Source organism: Staphylococcus roterodami (assembly GCA_022493055.1).
Classification (GTDB): Bacteria; Bacillota; Bacilli; order Staphylococcales; family Staphylococcaceae; genus Staphylococcus; species Staphylococcus singaporensis.
In genome coordinates, this window is the sequence record CP092781.1 from 1,604,271 (window position 1) to 1,621,194 (window position 16,924).

16 protein-coding genes are annotated in these 16,924 nt (G+C 33.0%); all 16 read right to left on the bottom strand.

Features of this window, described 5'->3' with window-relative positions; genetic code table 11:
* Positions 1–115 precede the first annotated feature (115 nt).
* The 16 genes from ML436_07775 to ML436_07850 all read right to left on the bottom strand — a co-directional run bounded on the left by ML436_07775 (position 116) and on the right by ML436_07850 (position 16,924).
* Entirely contained in the window at positions 116–1,348 is a 1,233-nt protein-coding gene (locus ML436_07775) for a divalent metal cation transporter (GenBank protein ID UMT77099.1), read from the bottom strand.
* Between the two features lie 11 nt (positions 1,349–1,359).
* On the bottom strand, positions 1,360–2,112 hold the full coding sequence (gene pxpA, locus ML436_07780; GenBank protein ID UMT77100.1) for a 5-oxoprolinase subunit PxpA: 753 nt from the start codon (positions 2,110–2,112) through the stop codon (positions 1,360–1,362).
* Complete coding sequence (locus ML436_07785) at positions 2,112–3,473, bottom strand: acetyl-CoA carboxylase biotin carboxylase subunit (GenBank protein UMT77101.1); 1,362 nt, start codon at positions 3,471–3,473, stop codon at positions 2,112–2,114. The genes pxpA and ML436_07785 overlap by 1 nt, the downstream gene beginning before the upstream one ends.
* 13 nt (positions 3,474–3,486) lie before the next feature.
* Positions 3,487–3,936 (bottom strand): acetyl-CoA carboxylase biotin carboxyl carrier protein subunit, encoded by a 450-nt coding sequence (locus tag ML436_07790; protein ID UMT77102.1) that lies wholly within the window; start codon positions 3,934–3,936, stop codon positions 3,487–3,489.
* A 1-nt stretch (position 3,937) separates the two neighbouring features.
* Positions 3,938–4,942, bottom strand: a complete 1,005-nt coding sequence (locus ML436_07795) for a biotin-dependent carboxyltransferase family protein (GenBank protein ID UMT77103.1) — start codon at positions 4,940–4,942, stop codon at positions 3,938–3,940.
* Positions 4,932–5,666: a 5-oxoprolinase subunit PxpB gene (gene pxpB, locus ML436_07800; GenBank protein UMT77104.1), complete on the bottom strand. Its 735-nt coding sequence runs from the start codon at positions 5,664–5,666 to the stop codon at positions 4,932–4,934. Before pxpB ends, ML436_07795 begins: the two co-directional genes overlap by 11 nt.
* 460 nt (positions 5,667–6,126) lie before the next feature.
* On the bottom strand, positions 6,127–6,603 hold the full coding sequence (gene greA / locus ML436_07805) for a transcription elongation factor GreA (protein ID UMT77105.1): 477 nt from the start codon (positions 6,601–6,603) through the stop codon (positions 6,127–6,129).
* A gap of 27 nt (positions 6,604–6,630) precedes the next feature.
* On the bottom strand, positions 6,631–7,254 hold the full coding sequence (udk, locus tag ML436_07810; protein ID UMT77106.1) for a uridine kinase: 624 nt from the start codon (positions 7,252–7,254) through the stop codon (positions 6,631–6,633).
* Complete coding sequence (locus ML436_07815; GenBank protein UMT77107.1) at positions 7,254–8,522, bottom strand: U32 family peptidase; 1,269 nt, start codon at positions 8,520–8,522, stop codon at positions 7,254–7,256. Before ML436_07815 ends, udk begins: the two co-directional genes overlap by 1 nt.
* Positions 8,523–8,533: 11 nt before the next feature.
* Positions 8,534–9,457 (bottom strand): U32 family peptidase, encoded by a 924-nt coding sequence (locus tag ML436_07820; GenBank protein ID UMT77108.1) that lies wholly within the window; start codon positions 9,455–9,457, stop codon positions 8,534–8,536.
* A gap of 2 nt (positions 9,458–9,459) precedes the next feature.
* Entirely contained in the window at positions 9,460–10,098 is a 639-nt protein-coding gene (locus ML436_07825; protein ID UMT77109.1) for an O-methyltransferase, read from the bottom strand.
* A gap of 281 nt (positions 10,099–10,379) precedes the next feature.
* Complete coding sequence (locus ML436_07830; GenBank protein ID UMT77110.1) at positions 10,380–10,688, bottom strand: DUF1292 domain-containing protein; 309 nt, start codon at positions 10,686–10,688, stop codon at positions 10,380–10,382.
* A 14-nt stretch (positions 10,689–10,702) separates the two neighbouring features.
* Positions 10,703–11,131 (bottom strand): Holliday junction resolvase RuvX, encoded by a 429-nt coding sequence (gene ruvX / locus ML436_07835; protein UMT77111.1) that lies wholly within the window; start codon positions 11,129–11,131, stop codon positions 10,703–10,705.
* A gap of 3 nt (positions 11,132–11,134) precedes the next feature.
* On the bottom strand, positions 11,135–11,395 hold the full coding sequence (locus tag ML436_07840; GenBank protein UMT77112.1) for an IreB family regulatory phosphoprotein: 261 nt from the start codon (positions 11,393–11,395) through the stop codon (positions 11,135–11,137).
* Between the two features lie 62 nt (positions 11,396–11,457).
* Positions 11,458–14,088, bottom strand: coding sequence for an alanine--tRNA ligase (gene alaS, locus ML436_07845; GenBank protein ID UMT77113.1), 2,631 nt, complete (start codon positions 14,086–14,088; stop codon positions 11,458–11,460).
* Positions 14,089–14,434: 346 nt separating this feature from the next.
* Positions 14,435–16,924 carry an ATP-dependent RecD-like DNA helicase gene (locus tag ML436_07850; GenBank protein ID UMT77114.1) on the bottom strand — a complete coding sequence of 830 codons (2,490 nt, stop codon included), beginning with the start codon at positions 16,922–16,924 and terminating at the stop codon, positions 14,435–14,437.

Consider the following 16,924-nt stretch of genomic DNA (forward strand, 5'->3'; position numbering starts at 1 on the left):
CTTATTCAAAATAAATTCACTTGTACAGTTTAAAATATAATTTCAATAATTAAACCTTATCTTAACCATTAAAATTAACTTCTTGTAAAATTAAAACCCTAAATTATTAGTCATTTTAAAACAACTGGAGCACTTCTTTGAATGAGAATATCCCCGTCAATATTGTAACAAGTACTGCAACGATACCAAATATGAACATCCAATTTGGGTGCTTATAATCGCCGACAATTGATTTCTTTTTACTAGCAATTAATATCGCACCTAACGTAATAGGCAATATCCAACCATTAATCGCTCCAGCAATGATTAATAAACTGATTGGTTTCCCAATGAATAAGAAAATCAATGTTGAAATCACGATAAACACAATCACAATTAAATTACTTCTTTCGTTAAATGATTTATGAAGTGTTTTTAAAAATGTTGCACTAGTATATGCAGAGCCAATTACGGATGACATAGCTGCAGCAAATAATACAATACCAAATATGTTTTTGCCAATTGGACCGATTGCATGTTCAAATACAGATGCTGGTGGGTTATCAGCACTTAACGTAACACCTGTTACAACAACACCTAAAACTGCTAAAAATAATAAAGTTCTCATAACACCAGTAGTCAAAATACCGGCAATTGCTGATTGATTTACAAAAGGCAAATATTGCTTACCTTTAATTCCCGAATCTAAAATACGATGTGCGCCCGCAAAAGTAATGTAACCACCTACAGTTCCACCAACAAGAGTAATAATTGGCAATACTAATTTCATTGGATGTTCTGGTGCAAAGGTATGTACAAATGCATCACCATAAGGCGGATTAGAAACAAACATTACATAAGCGACCACTAATATCATTACGATTCCCAGAATCATTGATACGATGTCCATAATCTTTTGTCCACTTTTACTAACAAAGATCAAAATTGCAAACACTGCAGTAATCGCTGCGCCCCATTTTACATCTAATCCAAAAATGGCATTTAAACCTAACCCAGCACCTGCAATATTACCAATGTTAAAAGCTAGTCCACCAAAAGCAATTAAAATCGAAATTACAGTACCTAATCCTGGAATAACTTTATTTGAAATTTCTTGACCCCTTAAACCAGTCACTACTAAAATGCGCCAAATATTAATTTGTGCACCTATATCAATAATGATTGATAATAAAATTGCAAATGCAAAACTAGCAAAGAATTGCGATGTAAACACTGCAGTTTGTGTTAAAAATGCTGGACCAATAGCAGAAGTTGCCATTAAGAATACTGAACCTAATAATAACCTTTTATGATTTTTAGTAAATTCAAAATCAGTTCCAGGCTGTTTATTTTTTAAATTTCTCCCCATGTTTAAGCCCCCTATAAGGATTGAATATCAATGCCTTCTTTCGTTAATATTTTTCTTATTTTTGTTACAAAATCTAAAGCATGAGCACCATCACCATGCACACAAATGGTATCTGCTTGTAACGTTATTTCTTTGTTATTTTTCGATATGACTTTATTTTCTTTGACCATTTTCAAAACTTGATTTAATGCTTCTTCAGTATCAGTGATAACCGCATTACTTTCTCTCCTACTAACTAACTGTCCATTATCCTCATATCGTCTATCAGCAAAAACTTCAGATGCAGTAATGAGCCCAACATCTTTTGCTTCAGAAATTAAAAATGAATTTGCCAAGCCAACTAAGACTAATGAGGGATCAAAGTCATACACAGCTTGTGCAATCACTCTTGCAATCGCTTTATCTTTTGCTCCCATTTGATATAACGCCCCATGTGGCTTTACGTGACTTATTCTAACTTGATTAATTTGACAAAATCCTTGTAATGCACCTAATTGATAAATCATCAGATTATAAATTTCATCTAAAGATATATCCATATTTCGTCTACCAAACCCCTTTAAATCAGGTAAACCTGGATGTGCGCCTATAGCAACGTTATGTTCTTTAGCTAGCTTAACAGTTTCACTCATTACATTTTCATCACCTGCATGAAAACCACAAGCAATATTTGCACTTGTAATTAATGGAATAATTTGATGATCACCGCCAAAGGAATAATTTCCATAAGCTTCTCCTAAATCACAATTCAAATCGACTCGCATTATAATTCCACCCCTTTTACTATTTGGTGCTTTTCTAAAAATTTGATATCAACATTTTTCGCATCACCATCGCAATAAGCTGGATAATTTAATACCGCATATAAAAAATCTGCTGTTGTTGAAAAACCTTCAATAACCATTTCATCTAATGTAACTTTTAATTTTTCAATTGCAGCAGCTCTATCACGCGATTTTACGATAACTTTTGCAACTAAAGAATCATAGTATGGTGATACTTGATAACCGTGATATAGCAAAGAGTCAACACGTACATTAAAACCTTGTGGTAAATGTAAACCGGTCACTTTACCTGGTGTTGGCATAAATTTCTTTTCTGGATTTTCAGCATTAATTCTCGCTTCTATCACATGACCATTAAATCTAATGTCTTCTTGTGTAAAAGGTAGTCGGTCGTGCTCAAGTAAAAATAGTTGAGCTGCAACTAAATCCCTTTCTGCCCTCATTTCAGTAACTGTATGTTCTACTTGAATTCGCGCATTCATTTCAATAAAGTAATGTGCATCTTCTGTTACTAAAAATTCTATCGTACCAGCACTTCTATAATCAGCAGCACGCGCTACTTTTACTGCATCATTACAAATTTGTTGTCGTCGCTCTTCTGAAAGTGCCGCGCAAGGTGATTCTTCTATCAATTTTTGATTTTTACGTTGTACTGAACAATCACGCTCACCTAAGTGCACATAATTATCTTTACCATCACCCATAATTTGCACTTCTACATGCTTTGCCACAGGAATAAAAGCTTCTACATATACACGATCATCATCAAAGTATTTTTGTCCTTCACTTTTAGCTTCTTTAAAAGCTTTATCAAGATCTTCGGCACGTTTAACAATGCGAATGCCTTTACCACCGCCACCACTTGCGGCCTTAATTACAACCGGATATCCGATATCTTTTGCAAGAGATTCTATTTCAGAAACTTCATTGATAGCATCATTAGAACCTGGAATAACTGGAACACCAGCTTGATTTACTGTTTGCCTAGCTGTTATTTTATCTCCCATCATTTGCATTGTTTCCTTAGTAGGACCTATAAACGAAATGTTATGTTCTTCTACAGCTTGAGCAAATTTTGTTGATTCTGATAAGAACCCATATCCTGGATGAATTGCATTTGCACCTGTTGTTTCTGCAGCTGCAATTATACGGTCTATGTTTAGATAACTGTCTAAAGCATTGGCTTCACCAATACATATAGCCTGATCTGCTAAATGAACATGTAAACTTTGTTCATCACCTTTCGCATACACAGCAACAGTATCAATTCCCATTTCTCTGCAAGCACGTATTATTCTTACAGCAATTTCACCTCTGTTTGCAATTAAACAACGAAGCATTTAATTTCCCCCTTTACTTTATACGCACTAACACTTGATCATATTCAACATTTGTTCCATGATCCGTAACTATTTCTATAATTTCTCCAGAAATATCGGATGTTACTTCATTTAATACTTTCATTGCTTCAATGTATCCTATAACATCGCCTTTATTTACTGTATCTCCAACTTTAACCTTTGGTTCAGTAAGCTCTTTACTATCTTGTAAGAAAAATGTACCCACCATTGGTGATTTTATTTCTTTACCTTGATCTGTATGCGTGTCACTCTTACTCTCAATTTTATCGGCCGCTTCTGTTCCATTTTCATTGTCTCGATTATGGTAATTGCTATAAACTGATGTAGGTTGTTCTTCTGTAAAATCAATTTCAATTTCATCATCAAAGTTTTTATATTTAAATTTCTTTACATCATAATCTTTTACTAACTTTATTATTTGTTCGATTTTTTCAATATCCATTTTAATAGTCCCCTTTTACTAGCGTTGCTAATTTTTTAGAAGTTTGTCGCATTTTTGAAGTATCAAATACTGGCGATACTTGATTTTCCTTTAAAATTTCATTAAAGATAGACACTTGTTCTCGATTCCTTTTTTCTGCCTCTTGAAAAGAAATCCATTTAAACTGTACCTGGTCTTTCGGTTTCATCTGTGCCAATTTTCCTAAGTCAAACTTGCATACAGTTGCAATTTTAGTGTATCCACCAATTGTTTGTTTATCATTCAACAAAATAATCGGCTGTCCATCATTAGGTACTTGAATGCTTCCTAAAGCAACTGGTTCGGAAATAATATCTGCATGGTTCATTGGCGCAACATTTTCACCTTCCAATCGATAACCCATACGATCTGATTGTTCCGTTATTGTGTATGGAAGATTTACCAGTTTTTTTATAGCTTCTTCTGAAAAAGACTCAATTTGTGGTCCTTCAAGTATGTGTATAATATTATTTTCTGGAAGTAAATTTAAGTTAATACATTTACCAACGTTTTCTTTAAAATGTTCATTCATATTTATTGCAATTAAATCATTCGAAAGCAATCTTCTACCATTATATCCACCTATACCACTTCGAGTATGTGTCGCATAACTCTCAGCAATTAAAGGAACATTAATTGGATTACCAAATGTGATATATCCACGCGCCCCTTCTGTGATTTGACCAATTTTTAAAATATCTCCTTTATTTACAAATACGACTGTGTACATTGGAATCGACTCATAATTAAGTGTCGCATTTACAGTACCACCAGTAAGTACAATTGTATTTTGTTTATTAAACTGAATTGTCGGTCCAATTACGGTATATTCAATTGCAGGTCCATCGTTCCCAATTAAAGACTGTGCAACTTTAAAACTAAGCTGATCCATAGCACCTGCACCAGAAAATCCTATATGTTCAAAACCGCTTCGACCTTTATCTTGTATCGTTGAAAATAAACCCGGTTGTAATATTTTAATAGTCATTTTCTGTCACCACCAAATCAGCAAAGTTAAACTTATCTTCCAAAATATCTTTTTCTATTTGTTTATATTGCTTTTCATCTATTTCATAAAACTCAATCCAATCACCAGCTTCATATAAAGTCATTGGATTACGTTTACTACTAAAAACTGTAATAGGCGTTCGTCCAATAATTTGCCACCCTCCTGGGGAATCAAGTGGGTACAAACCTGTTTGATTGTTCGCAATACCTACAGAGCCAGCTTTTATTTTTAGCCTTGGCTCATTACGTCTAGGTGTATGAAGAGATTCATCTAAACCGCCTAAATAAGGGAATCCAGGCATAAAGCCCAGCATATATATTAAATAGGGTTTATCTGTATGTTTTTCAATAACCTGTTTAGTTGAAATTTGATTATACTCTGCAACTTCTTCAATATCTGGGCCAAATTCCCCACCATATCGAACAGGAATTTTAATAATACGTTTATGCTGCTTCACATCAATGATATTTTTATCGTCGAATTTTGTAAGTTCTAAATTTTCAATTAATTTAGAAGCTGAAATAGCTTGATCATCAAAATATATTAGAATGGCACGATATGATGGTACAATATCTTGAACCGCTGAAATATTCTTTTCACTTATCCAACGCATCATTGACATAACATTTTGATAAGTTACTTCAATTATTTCATTTTCAAAATAAATCATGATTGTTTGCTCATTAATAAATCTTACATCCACATTAACCCCCCCTTTGTATTGCAATAAAACACTATTGAATACCTTTTCATTGTATCATTGCGATACCCGAGTTGTTTAATAAGTAATTATAATCGTATACAATAACAAATGGTAATCGAGGTCGGGACAAAAGCGTTTAGGAATTGAGCAGAACAGAACGATGAGCAAAATTATTTTCTAAATTTTGTCGAATCGTGAGAGCTTCTGCCGAAAATCCTGCTTTTGGGACGCCGTTAATCGGTTTCCCAGAGCACAAAAACTTTATGTCTCAATCTCATCATTTGCTTTTAAAGAAATAAAATTAAGTAGTGAACACTAACTATCTCTTCTTAATATTCTTAACAAATGGAATAAGCAACTTTATCATTTGCCAATGCAAGAAATACAGCATAATAAAAAAGACCACAATCAACGTAGGTTTAACATACATCGATTGCAGTCTAAATTAGTAAAGTACTAATTATTGAATTTTAACAATTTTAACGTTAATTTCTCCACCATTTGGTAAAGGTACACGTACTTCATCATCTAAGCCTTTGCCGATTAAAGCTTTAGCCATTGGTGATTCGTTAGAAATTTTGCCATTAAAAGCATCAGATTCTGCTGAACCAACAATTTGGTAACTTTCTTCTTCATCACCTGGTAGCTCAACAAATGTTACAGTTTTACCAATTTGAACAACATTGTTATCACCTGTATCTTCAATGATTAATGCATTTCTTAACATATGTTCAATACGTTGAATATCTTGCTCAATAAATCCTTGTTCATCTTTTGCTGCATCATACTCAGAGTTCTCTGATAAATCACCGAATGAACGTGCAACTTTAATTTTTTCTACTACTTCTGGTCGTTTTACTGTTTTTAATTCTTCTAATTCACGTTCTAGTTTTTCATAACCCTCTTGAGTCATTGGATATTGCTTTTGATTTTCCATAATGTCATCTTCCTTTACTAAGTTATACTATTGTTTACTAACTAAAGATTGAATTTTCGTTGTCATGATATCTATTGCAACTTTATTGCTGCCACCTTCAGGAATAATTATATCAGCATATTTCTTCGTTGGTTCAATAAATTGGTCATGCATAGGTCTAACAACACTTAAATATTGATTGATTACAGAATCCATTGAACGGCCACGTTCCTTAGTATCTCGTGTTAAACGACGTAGTATTCTTAAATCAGCATCTGTATCAACATATATTTTAACATCCATCATATCACGTAATACCTTATTTTCTAAAGCAAAAATACCTTCTACGATGATAACATCTTTAGGTTTAAAATCAATGGTAATGTCACTTCTTGTATGACTAGCATAATCATATGTAGGTACTTCTACTGCTTTGCCATTTTTTAAATCTTTAAGATTTTCGATTAACAAATCGTTATCAAACGCAAACGGATGGTCATAATTGGTTTCTAGGCGTTCGTCGAAAGTCAAGTGTTTTTGATCTTTATAATAGTAATCTTGAGCTAATAATGCAACACTATGTCCTTCTAAATTTTTCATTATTTCATTTGTTACAGTTGTTTTACCTGAGCCTGATCCACCAGCTATACCAATGATTGTAGTAGCCTTCATTAGCCAATTTCCTTTCTCATCATGTTGTTTGGATATATCGGGCGATCCACTTTGATTTGAACGATTTGTAATGGATGGCGCGCCGCGTCTAAGCTGTTACCTTCTTCATCATAAATTGCTTCTACTACTTGTGTAAATGTTTCAATTTCTGGACCAAAGAATTCAATTTCTTGACCCGGTTTAAAATTATTACGTTGTTGAATCGTCGCAATTTTTGTATCTTCATTATAATCTAATACTAATCCACAAAAATCAAACGGCGACTTTTTCGATTGTTGCTGACCAAACATTTGCTCTTCGTAACCTGGCGTTCCTTCAAAAAATGCTGGCGCAGTATCTCTATTTGCACACTTATCTAATTCAATTAGCCACTCTGGGTTAATTTTGAAGTTTTCAGGGTTAGCTGCATAGGCATCAATAACTTTACGATATACTGAGACTACTGTCGCAATATAATGAATTGATTTCATACGTCCTTCAATTTTCAATGAATCTACACCTATATCCATCATTTGAGGAATAGATTCGATTAATTTTAAATCTTTCGGACTCATCGCAAATGGTGTTACCTCACCTTGATTATAAAATACATCTAGTTCACCATTATCATCAACTTCTAATAATTCATAATCCCAGCGGCAACTTTGACAACATCCGCCACGATTCGAATCTCTTGCAGTCATATGATTACTTAATGTGCATCTACCTGAATAAGCAATACACATCGCACCATGGATAAATGCTTCGATTTCAATATCAACTTTTTCTTTCATTTCACGCATTTCCATTGCGCCAGTTTCACGTGCTAGCACAACACGATCCAATCCTTCTTCTTTCCAATATTCTACAGCTTTGTAATTAGAAAGAGATTGTTGTGTTGATAAATGAATTTCAAGTTTTGGTGCAACTTCTTTACATGTTTCTATAATTAATGGGTCTGCAACAATTATACCTGTTGCTCCAGTGTTTTCTAAATTACGTAAATATGTTTCTAAACCTTCAATATTCTCATCATGTGCAATAATATTCGTAGTTACATAAATTTTAGCACCGTAACGATTCGCAAATTCAACACCTTCAGCTATTTCTTCCATTGTGAAATTATCAGCATTAGAACGTAGTCCATATTCTTGACCGCCTAAAAATACTGCATCTGCACCATAATGAACAGCAATTTTTAATTTTTCTAAGTTACCTGCAGGTGCTAATAATTCTGGTTTCTTCATAACTGTTTTAGGAGTTGATTTAATCTCTTCAATTGTTTTCATGATTATCCTCCTTAGTATACTGTCTGTTTATATAAGAAACCTTCGTCAAATGGGCGATGATCAGGTTGAATTTCTTCTATTGGGTCCATCAACATAAATTTCTCATCTTCATAAATTTCAGGGTCTTCATTGTATAAATCTATCGCTTGACGATACTGTTCCGTTACAACATTAATATATTCTTCTGTTTGTAAAATGCCATCAATTTTAAAAGCATCTATACCAGCTTCAAAAAATGGTGCTAACTCTTCAATTAAGCAAATATCATTTGGTGACATAATATGAGTCCCATTATAATCTTCATATACAGGATAATTATTTTGTCTTTCTTCATCGTAAAGTAATAAAGATTGCTCATCATTGCGACGTTCTATTTTCATCTGACGATCTTGGAATGTGTAATAATTACCAAGTAACATACGTTTAGATTGGAACATACATGTCATACCTTGGACTTGTACTTCTATTTCAACATCTGAATTTTCTTTAATATTTATGATTTCATCTAAATTTAATTCACGTGCTAAAACAGCTCTAGAAGCACCTCTTTTACCCCAGTAATTACATTGAAAATGGTTTGTTACTAACGTTTCTGCATTCCAATGAAGTTGAATAGGATTTTCTTGAGCTTTAACATACATCACTACAGCTGGATCTCCGAATATAATTCTATCTACTCTTATTTCATGTAAAAAATTAATATAATCTTCTACTGCATCTAAATGATAATTATGGAATAAACCATTAACTGCTGCGTATACTTTTTTGCCATTTTCATGTGCTAACGCAACAGCTTCTGTCATTTGTTGTCTATTGAACTCCCCAGGAAGTCTTAAACCAAACTTTTGTTCACCAATTACAAAAGCATCTGCACCTATTTCAATAAGTGTTTCCATATGGCTTAATGACTTAGGTGTGACAAGTAATTCTGTCATAGTCATTCTCCTTTAATTGAAATCGCTAATCCGTCATCTATATTTAAAAAATTCGTTGTATATCCTGGCTGCTGTATTAACCACTCATTATAATCTTGAACTTTTTTAACCATCTGTCTTACATTTCTCGACCTAACGATTCCAATATCTGAAACGAAACCGTGGTATAAAACATTATCTGTAATAACGAGACCTTGTTGTTTTAAAAGTGGTGTATATATTTCAAAAAACTTCTTCGATTGCGCTTTTGCTGCATCAATAAATATCATATCATAAACTTTGTCATTAACATTTTCAAATTGCTCTAATGCATTACCTTCTATTAAACGAATTTGATTTTCAAGTTTAAAATCAGCAAAATTTTGTTTCGCATACTTAATCATCGTCTCATTACGCTCTATCGTAGTGACATGAATATCATTAGATAATGAAGCAAATTGCATAGAACTATATCCTATTGCAGTACCAATTTCTAAAATATTTTTAACTTTATTCATTCTAATTAGTTGTTTAATCATATCTAAAGTTAATCGGTCAACAATTGGCACTTCATTTGTTAATGCAAATTCGCGCAATACTTCAATAGGACTATTTTGATGTCGGTGTAAATCTATTAAATATTTTTTATTTAGATCATCCATGTTTTAAACTTCCTTTATGTAAAATAAATCGGTATGATTATGACAATAAAATAAATCAGCCTTCACAATTGATTTTGATCATGCTAATCAATTAAATGACTGATTTCGTGTTAGACGCAATGCTATTTTATTCTTAGAAGCGAATCATTCATATAAAAATTAACTTTAGATATTTTACCATATTTTAAACAAAATTATAAGCGTTAATTAAATATGAGTTATTGACATCAAAAAAACTCTCGCTTACCCATCTGTAGGCAAGCAAGAGTGACTTGTGTTTTTTATTCTTCCATTTCTGTATTAACTACTTCTTCAATCATATCCCATTCTTCATCAGTTTCAATTGGTACTAATTTACCACCGTCACCTGACTCATCTGGTTCGTTAATCATTGGTACAAGTTCAATCATGTCATCTTCATCTGATTGTGCACCTTCTTCAGCTAAAATAACATATTCTTTTTTGAATTCCGGATGATAAAATTCTAATACTTTACGGTATAAAACTTCATTACCTTCTTCATCAAATAAAGTTAATAATTCCTCTTCATTATTAATTTCTAGTTGTGAATCATGATTATGTTCAGTCATAGTAAAATCTCCTTTTAATGTAGTGAATCTAAATAGCCTTGTAAAATAAATACTGCTGCCATTTTATCAATCACTTGTTTTCTTTTTTGTCTTGAAACATCTGCTTCTAATAATGATCGTTCAGCAGCCATTGTGCTTAATCTTTCATCCCACATCACAATCTCAATAGAGAGGCAAGCTTCTTGCAATTTCTCTTTATATGTTAGAGATGCCTCCCCACGAAAACCTATTGAATTATTCATGTTTTTAGGTAGTCCTATTACGACTGTACCTACGTTATGTTTCTTAATAATGTCCACTAATTGGTCAATACCTAGTTCATTATTTTCTTCATTGATACGGAGTGTGTCTAATCCTTGTGCCGTCCAACCCATTAAATCACTAATTGCAATTCCTACAGTCCTACTACCAACATCTAGTCCTAAAATTTTATGCTGTAACATAAATTATTTATTTTGCTCTTTTAAATAGTATGAAACAAGTTCTTCCATAATGACATCTCTATCGATATGACGAATTTGGTTTCTTGCTTCATTTTGGCGTGGAATATACGCAGGGTCGCCTGATAATAAGTAACCAACGATTTGGTTAACGGCATTATATCCTCGTTCATCTAATGTACGATAAACATTATTTAAAACATCTCTAACGTCTTGTGTTGGAAGCTCTTCATAGTCGAATTTCATTGTTTTATCAAAGTTTTCCATTTGCGACACTCCTTTAATTACAAATATAACTCACTATCATCATACAATATTATGGCTTTAAATTATAGATTTTTAATGTAATCTTTAATAAAGCTTAATGATTTTGAGATATTTTCAGGTTGTGTACCGCCACCTTGAGCCATATCTGGACGACCGCCACCTTTACCGCCAACGATTGGTGCCATTTCTTTTATAAGGTCACCAGCTTTAACTTGGTTCGTTAAAGATTTAGGGACAGTTGCAACCATTGATACTTTATCATCAACATTACTTGCAAGAATGATAATTGTATCTTGTAGTTTAGATTTAAAATCATCCATTGTCGAGCGAATTGCTTTGGCATTTGGCACATCAACTTCCGTTACCAATACTTTAAAGCCATTAATCTCTTCTACTTGATCATCAATATTACCCATTTTAAGCGCTGTAATTTCTTTATCACGTTGTTCTAGTTGTTTTAATAAGTTTTTCTCTTCGTCTTGTAATTGAGTCAATTTATCAACAACTTGATCATCCGATTTAACTTTAAGATGTGACTTCATAGTATTAAATTTATTTTGAATGCCTTCCAAATATAAAAATGCTGCTTTTCCAGTTAAAGCTTCAATTCTACGAACACCTGCACCTGTACCTGACTCACTTACAATTTTGAACAAACCAATTTCAGAAGTATTGCGTACATGGATACCACCACATAATTCAATTGAAAATGGCGCCATATTTACTACACGTACAACATCGCCATATTTCTCACCAAATAACGCCATCGCACCCATTTCTTTAGCAGATGCAATATCCATTTCTTGAATATTTACGTCGATACCTTTCCAAATTTCTTCATTAACTAAACGTTCAACTTGATCAATTTCTTCATCTGTCATAGGTCCAAAATGAGAAAAATCAAATCGTAAACGATCTGCTTCTACTAAAGAACCTGCTTGGTTAACATGTTCACCTAGCACAGTTTTAAGTGCAGCATGTAGTAAATGTGTAGCACTATGGTTCTTTTGAATGTCACGTCGGTCATTTTGGTTAACTTCAGCAGACACATTTGCGCCGACATTAACTTGACCAAATTGTACAACACCTTTATGCAAGTTTTGACCATTTGGTGCTTTTGTTACTTCGCTAACAGCTATTTCAAAATTATCGTTAAATACTATACCTGTATCTGCAACTTGGCCACCACTTACCGCATAAAATGGTGTTTCTGTTAACGTGAAATACACTGTTTCGCCCGCTTCAACTTGGTTAACTTCTTCACCATTATAAATTAAGTTTGTTAAAGTAGTTTGTGCTGTGGCAGTTTCGTAGCCAACAAATGTACTTTCAGTCGTAATATTTTTCAATACTTCACTTTGAACTTGCATTGATTGAGAATTTTGACGTGCTTGACGTGCTCGATTACGTTGTTGTTGCATTTCCGACTCAAATGTAGTCATATCAACATTTAATCCTTCTTGAAGTGCAATTTCCTCTGTCAATTCAATTGGGAAACCATACGTATCATATAATTTAAAGGCATCTTTACCATCAATTTCATTAGTTGATGTTTTCGCATTCTTAATTAATTCATTTAAAATTGCTAAGCCATCTTCTAATGTTTCATGGAATCGCTCTTCTTCAGATTTAATAACACGCTTAATAAAATCTGCTTTTTCTTTAACATTTGGATAGTAAGGTTCCATAATATCTGCAACAATATCAACTAATTTATACATAAATGGTTCGTTGATTCCTAATGTTTGACTAAATCTTACAGCACGACGTAATAAGCGTCGTAACACATAGCCTCGTCCTTCATTTGCAGGCAAAGCACCATCTGAAATCGCAAATGCAATTGTACGGATATGATCAGCAATAACTTTAAAAGCCACATCTTGCTCATTATTCACTAAATATTGTTTGCCTGATACTTTTTCAATTTCATTCATAATTGGCATGAATAAATCTGTTTCATAGTTTGTACGAACATTTTGAGATACTGAGGCCATACGTTCAAGCCCCATGCCGGTATCAATATTTTTATTAGGTAATGGTGTGTAACTGTGATCTTTATTATGGTTGAATTCACTGAACACTAAATTCCAAACTTCAAGATAACGTTCATTTTCTCCACCAGGATACATTTCTTCAGCTGGGTCATCTTGCCCGTATGCTTCACCACGATCATAGAAAATCTCAGTATTTGGTCCAGAAGGTCCTTCACCAATGTCCCAGAAGTTACCTTCAATACGAATAATACGACTTTCTTCAAGACCGATATCATTATGCCAAATATTATATGCTTCCATATCTTCTGGATGAATTGTGACATACAGCTTATCTGGTTCCATACCCATCCATTTGTCACTTGTCAAAAATTCCCAAGCAAATTCAATCGCTTCTTTTTTAAAGTAATCACCAATTGAGAAGTTACCTAACATTTCAAAGAATGTATGGTGACGCGCTGTGAAACCAACATTTTCAATATCATTTGTACGAATTGCTTTTTGAGAATTTACAATTCTAGGTTTTTTAGGTATTTCACGACCATCAAAATATTTCTTTAATGTTGCTACACCTGAATTAATCCATAATAATGTATCATCATCAATCGGTACTAAAGGTGCTGAAGGTTCTACCATATGTCCTTTTTCAACAAAGAAATCAAGATATTTTTGTCTAATTTCACTCGCTTTTAACTTTTTCATCATTTACACATCCTATTTACTGTTTTTAAAATTTCATTCCATAAAAATTGATGACACAGATAATCGATTTAATTATACCGTCGACAAAAAATTTGCATATGTTTTATCTTATAAAACATAAAAAACGCCCATCCTCAAAAGGGACGAACGTTATCGCGGTACCACCCTAGTTATAAGCATATTATGTACGCTTATCACTTTAAATCGACTATACAGTTGTGCATAAAGTAGCGTTCACTAATGTTTGTTGTACTTTACACCAACCAGCACATCTCTAAGATACAAATCATTAACTACTCATCTTTATACGAATTTAATTCTATTTTAGTGACATTTATGCCTGTTGTCAACGTTCTATGAAGTCATATGGTGTGATTTCCCCCATATTAATCATAGGATCTATTTTAAATATAGTAGCTTCAGTTAGAACAATATTGCTTTTTTGTGCTGATACATTTTCAGATAAGTCTTCTTCAGGGTTATCGTTCAGTGATTCAATCTGATTATCTTCACTCTCAGTTGAATCATTTTGTTTAGAACTTGTACTGTTTTCAACAATGGACAGCGTACTTTCAACTGAGTCATTATTAAAATATCCTTTTAATAATGTGCACAACTGCGTTAAACGTTCTTGCCCGTTTGTTTTCAAACCAATATCAAATGCTTCTGGATCACCCAGTAAAACCAAACTTGTTTTAGCCCTAGTTAAACCTGTGTATAAGATAGGTCTTTGTAACATTCTAAAATATTGTTTTACAATCGGCATAATAACAATTGGAAATTCTGAACCTTGTGATTTATGAATCGATGTACAATATGCATGTGTTAACTCCATCATATCTTGTTTTGTAAATGTAATTTCATTACCTTCAAAATCAACCACAAGGACATCTTTATTAAGTGCATTTTCCTTAGCCCAAAAAATGCCAACGATAACACCTATATCACCATTAAATATATTGTCATTAGGTCGATTAACAAGTTGTAGAACTTTATCTCCTTTTCTAAATACAACATCACCAAATTCAATTTCACGTGTGTCTTTTTCTTTAGGATTTAATATATCTTGTAAAACTTGATTTAATCTTTTAATACCAGCATTTCCTTTATACATTGGTGCAAGAACTTGGATATCTGCCATCGTATATCCTTTATTAACTGCACTAGTTACTACTTTTTCAACAACGTCAGGAATTTGATTAGCTTGGCAATTAATAAAACTACGATCATGAAAACGTTGTGTAATATCAATTTTCTGCCCTAATTTCATTCGATGTGCTAATTCAATGATACTTGAACCATCTTGTTGTCGGTAAACTTCTGTTAGATTCACTCTAGGAATCGCTTTAGATTCAATTAAATCTTTAAAAACTTGTCCAGGACCTACTGAAGGCAGTTGATCTTCATCACCTACAAATATTAATTGTGCATCTAAAGGAACCGCACTTAAAAACTGATGAAACAGCCATGTATCCACCATTGACATTTCATCAATAATAATTAATCGTGCATTTATCTCATTATCTAAAATATCTTCTGGCTTTGTATCTTGATTCCAACCAATTAAGCGATGAATGGTCATTGCCTCTAATCCGGTAGACTCTTGTAGACGTTTTGATGCTCTTCCTGTTGGCGCTGCTAATACGACAGGGTAGTCGTCGTTAACATAATCATCATAATCTAAAGATAAACCATGAATTTCTGCGTACAATTCTACTATGCCTTTAATTACTGTTGTTTTCCCAGTACCAGGACCTCCAGTTAACAACATTACTTTAGAATTAATTGCTGTTTGTAAAGCTTCTCTTTGTGAAGCTGCATAGTTCACTTGATTTGCATCTTCAATATCACCAATATGCATTTGTAAATCGGATTGTTCAATTTCAGTAAGTTTATTTGTATGCGTCTTTATTCGAAATAAATTTTGAACGCTTTTGATTTCTGAGTAGTACAAGCTAGGAATTGCCACCTGCTCATTATCAATGATTAATTTCTTTTCTTCATTCAAAAATTGCAACATTTCATCTAACTTTTCAGAATCGATGTACTCAGTGTCTTGATAATTTAATACATCAGCAGTTAAATCAATTACAACATTAATTGGCAAATACGTATGCCCTTGTTTTATACATTCTTCCTCTAATGTATAAAGCAATGCTGCTTTTAATCGCTCATTATCGTTAAATGCTATCCCAATATTTCTAGCAAGTTGATCTGCCTTGTTAAAACCAATACCTTTAATATCGTAAATTAATTGATATGGGTTTTGATCTAAAATCGATAATGTGTCTCCAAGATAAAATTGATAAATTGCCATTGAAAGTTTAGGACCGAATCCTAAGTCATGCAAACGAATCATAATTTTTTCTGATTCTTGATTTGCTGAAATTTGTTCTGCAATTTGCTTTTGTTTCTTTTTCGGTAACCCTGAAACTTTTTCCAATACAGTTGGATCGTCTAATATATCGTTAATCGCATTTTCACCAAGCGTATTTACAATATTTTGAGCAGTTTTTTTACCTACACCTTTAAACAATTCACTTGATAAATAACTTATGATAGCTTCTTTCGTTTGTGGTAATTCTTTTTCAAATGTTTCGGCTTTTAATTGTTTACCATAACGAGGATGTTCAACAACTTGTCCTTTAAATGTGTAGACATCTCCTTCAACAATATTTGGAAGAAACCCTACGACTGTCGGCATTGTGTCAAAATCTTCATTTGTTTCAATGGTATCTACTTTGAGTACCGTGTAAAAATTATCACTGTTTTGAAACAATATTGCTTCAACAGTACCCTTGATCATCGAATAATCAAATAGTGTAGGGTCTGACAT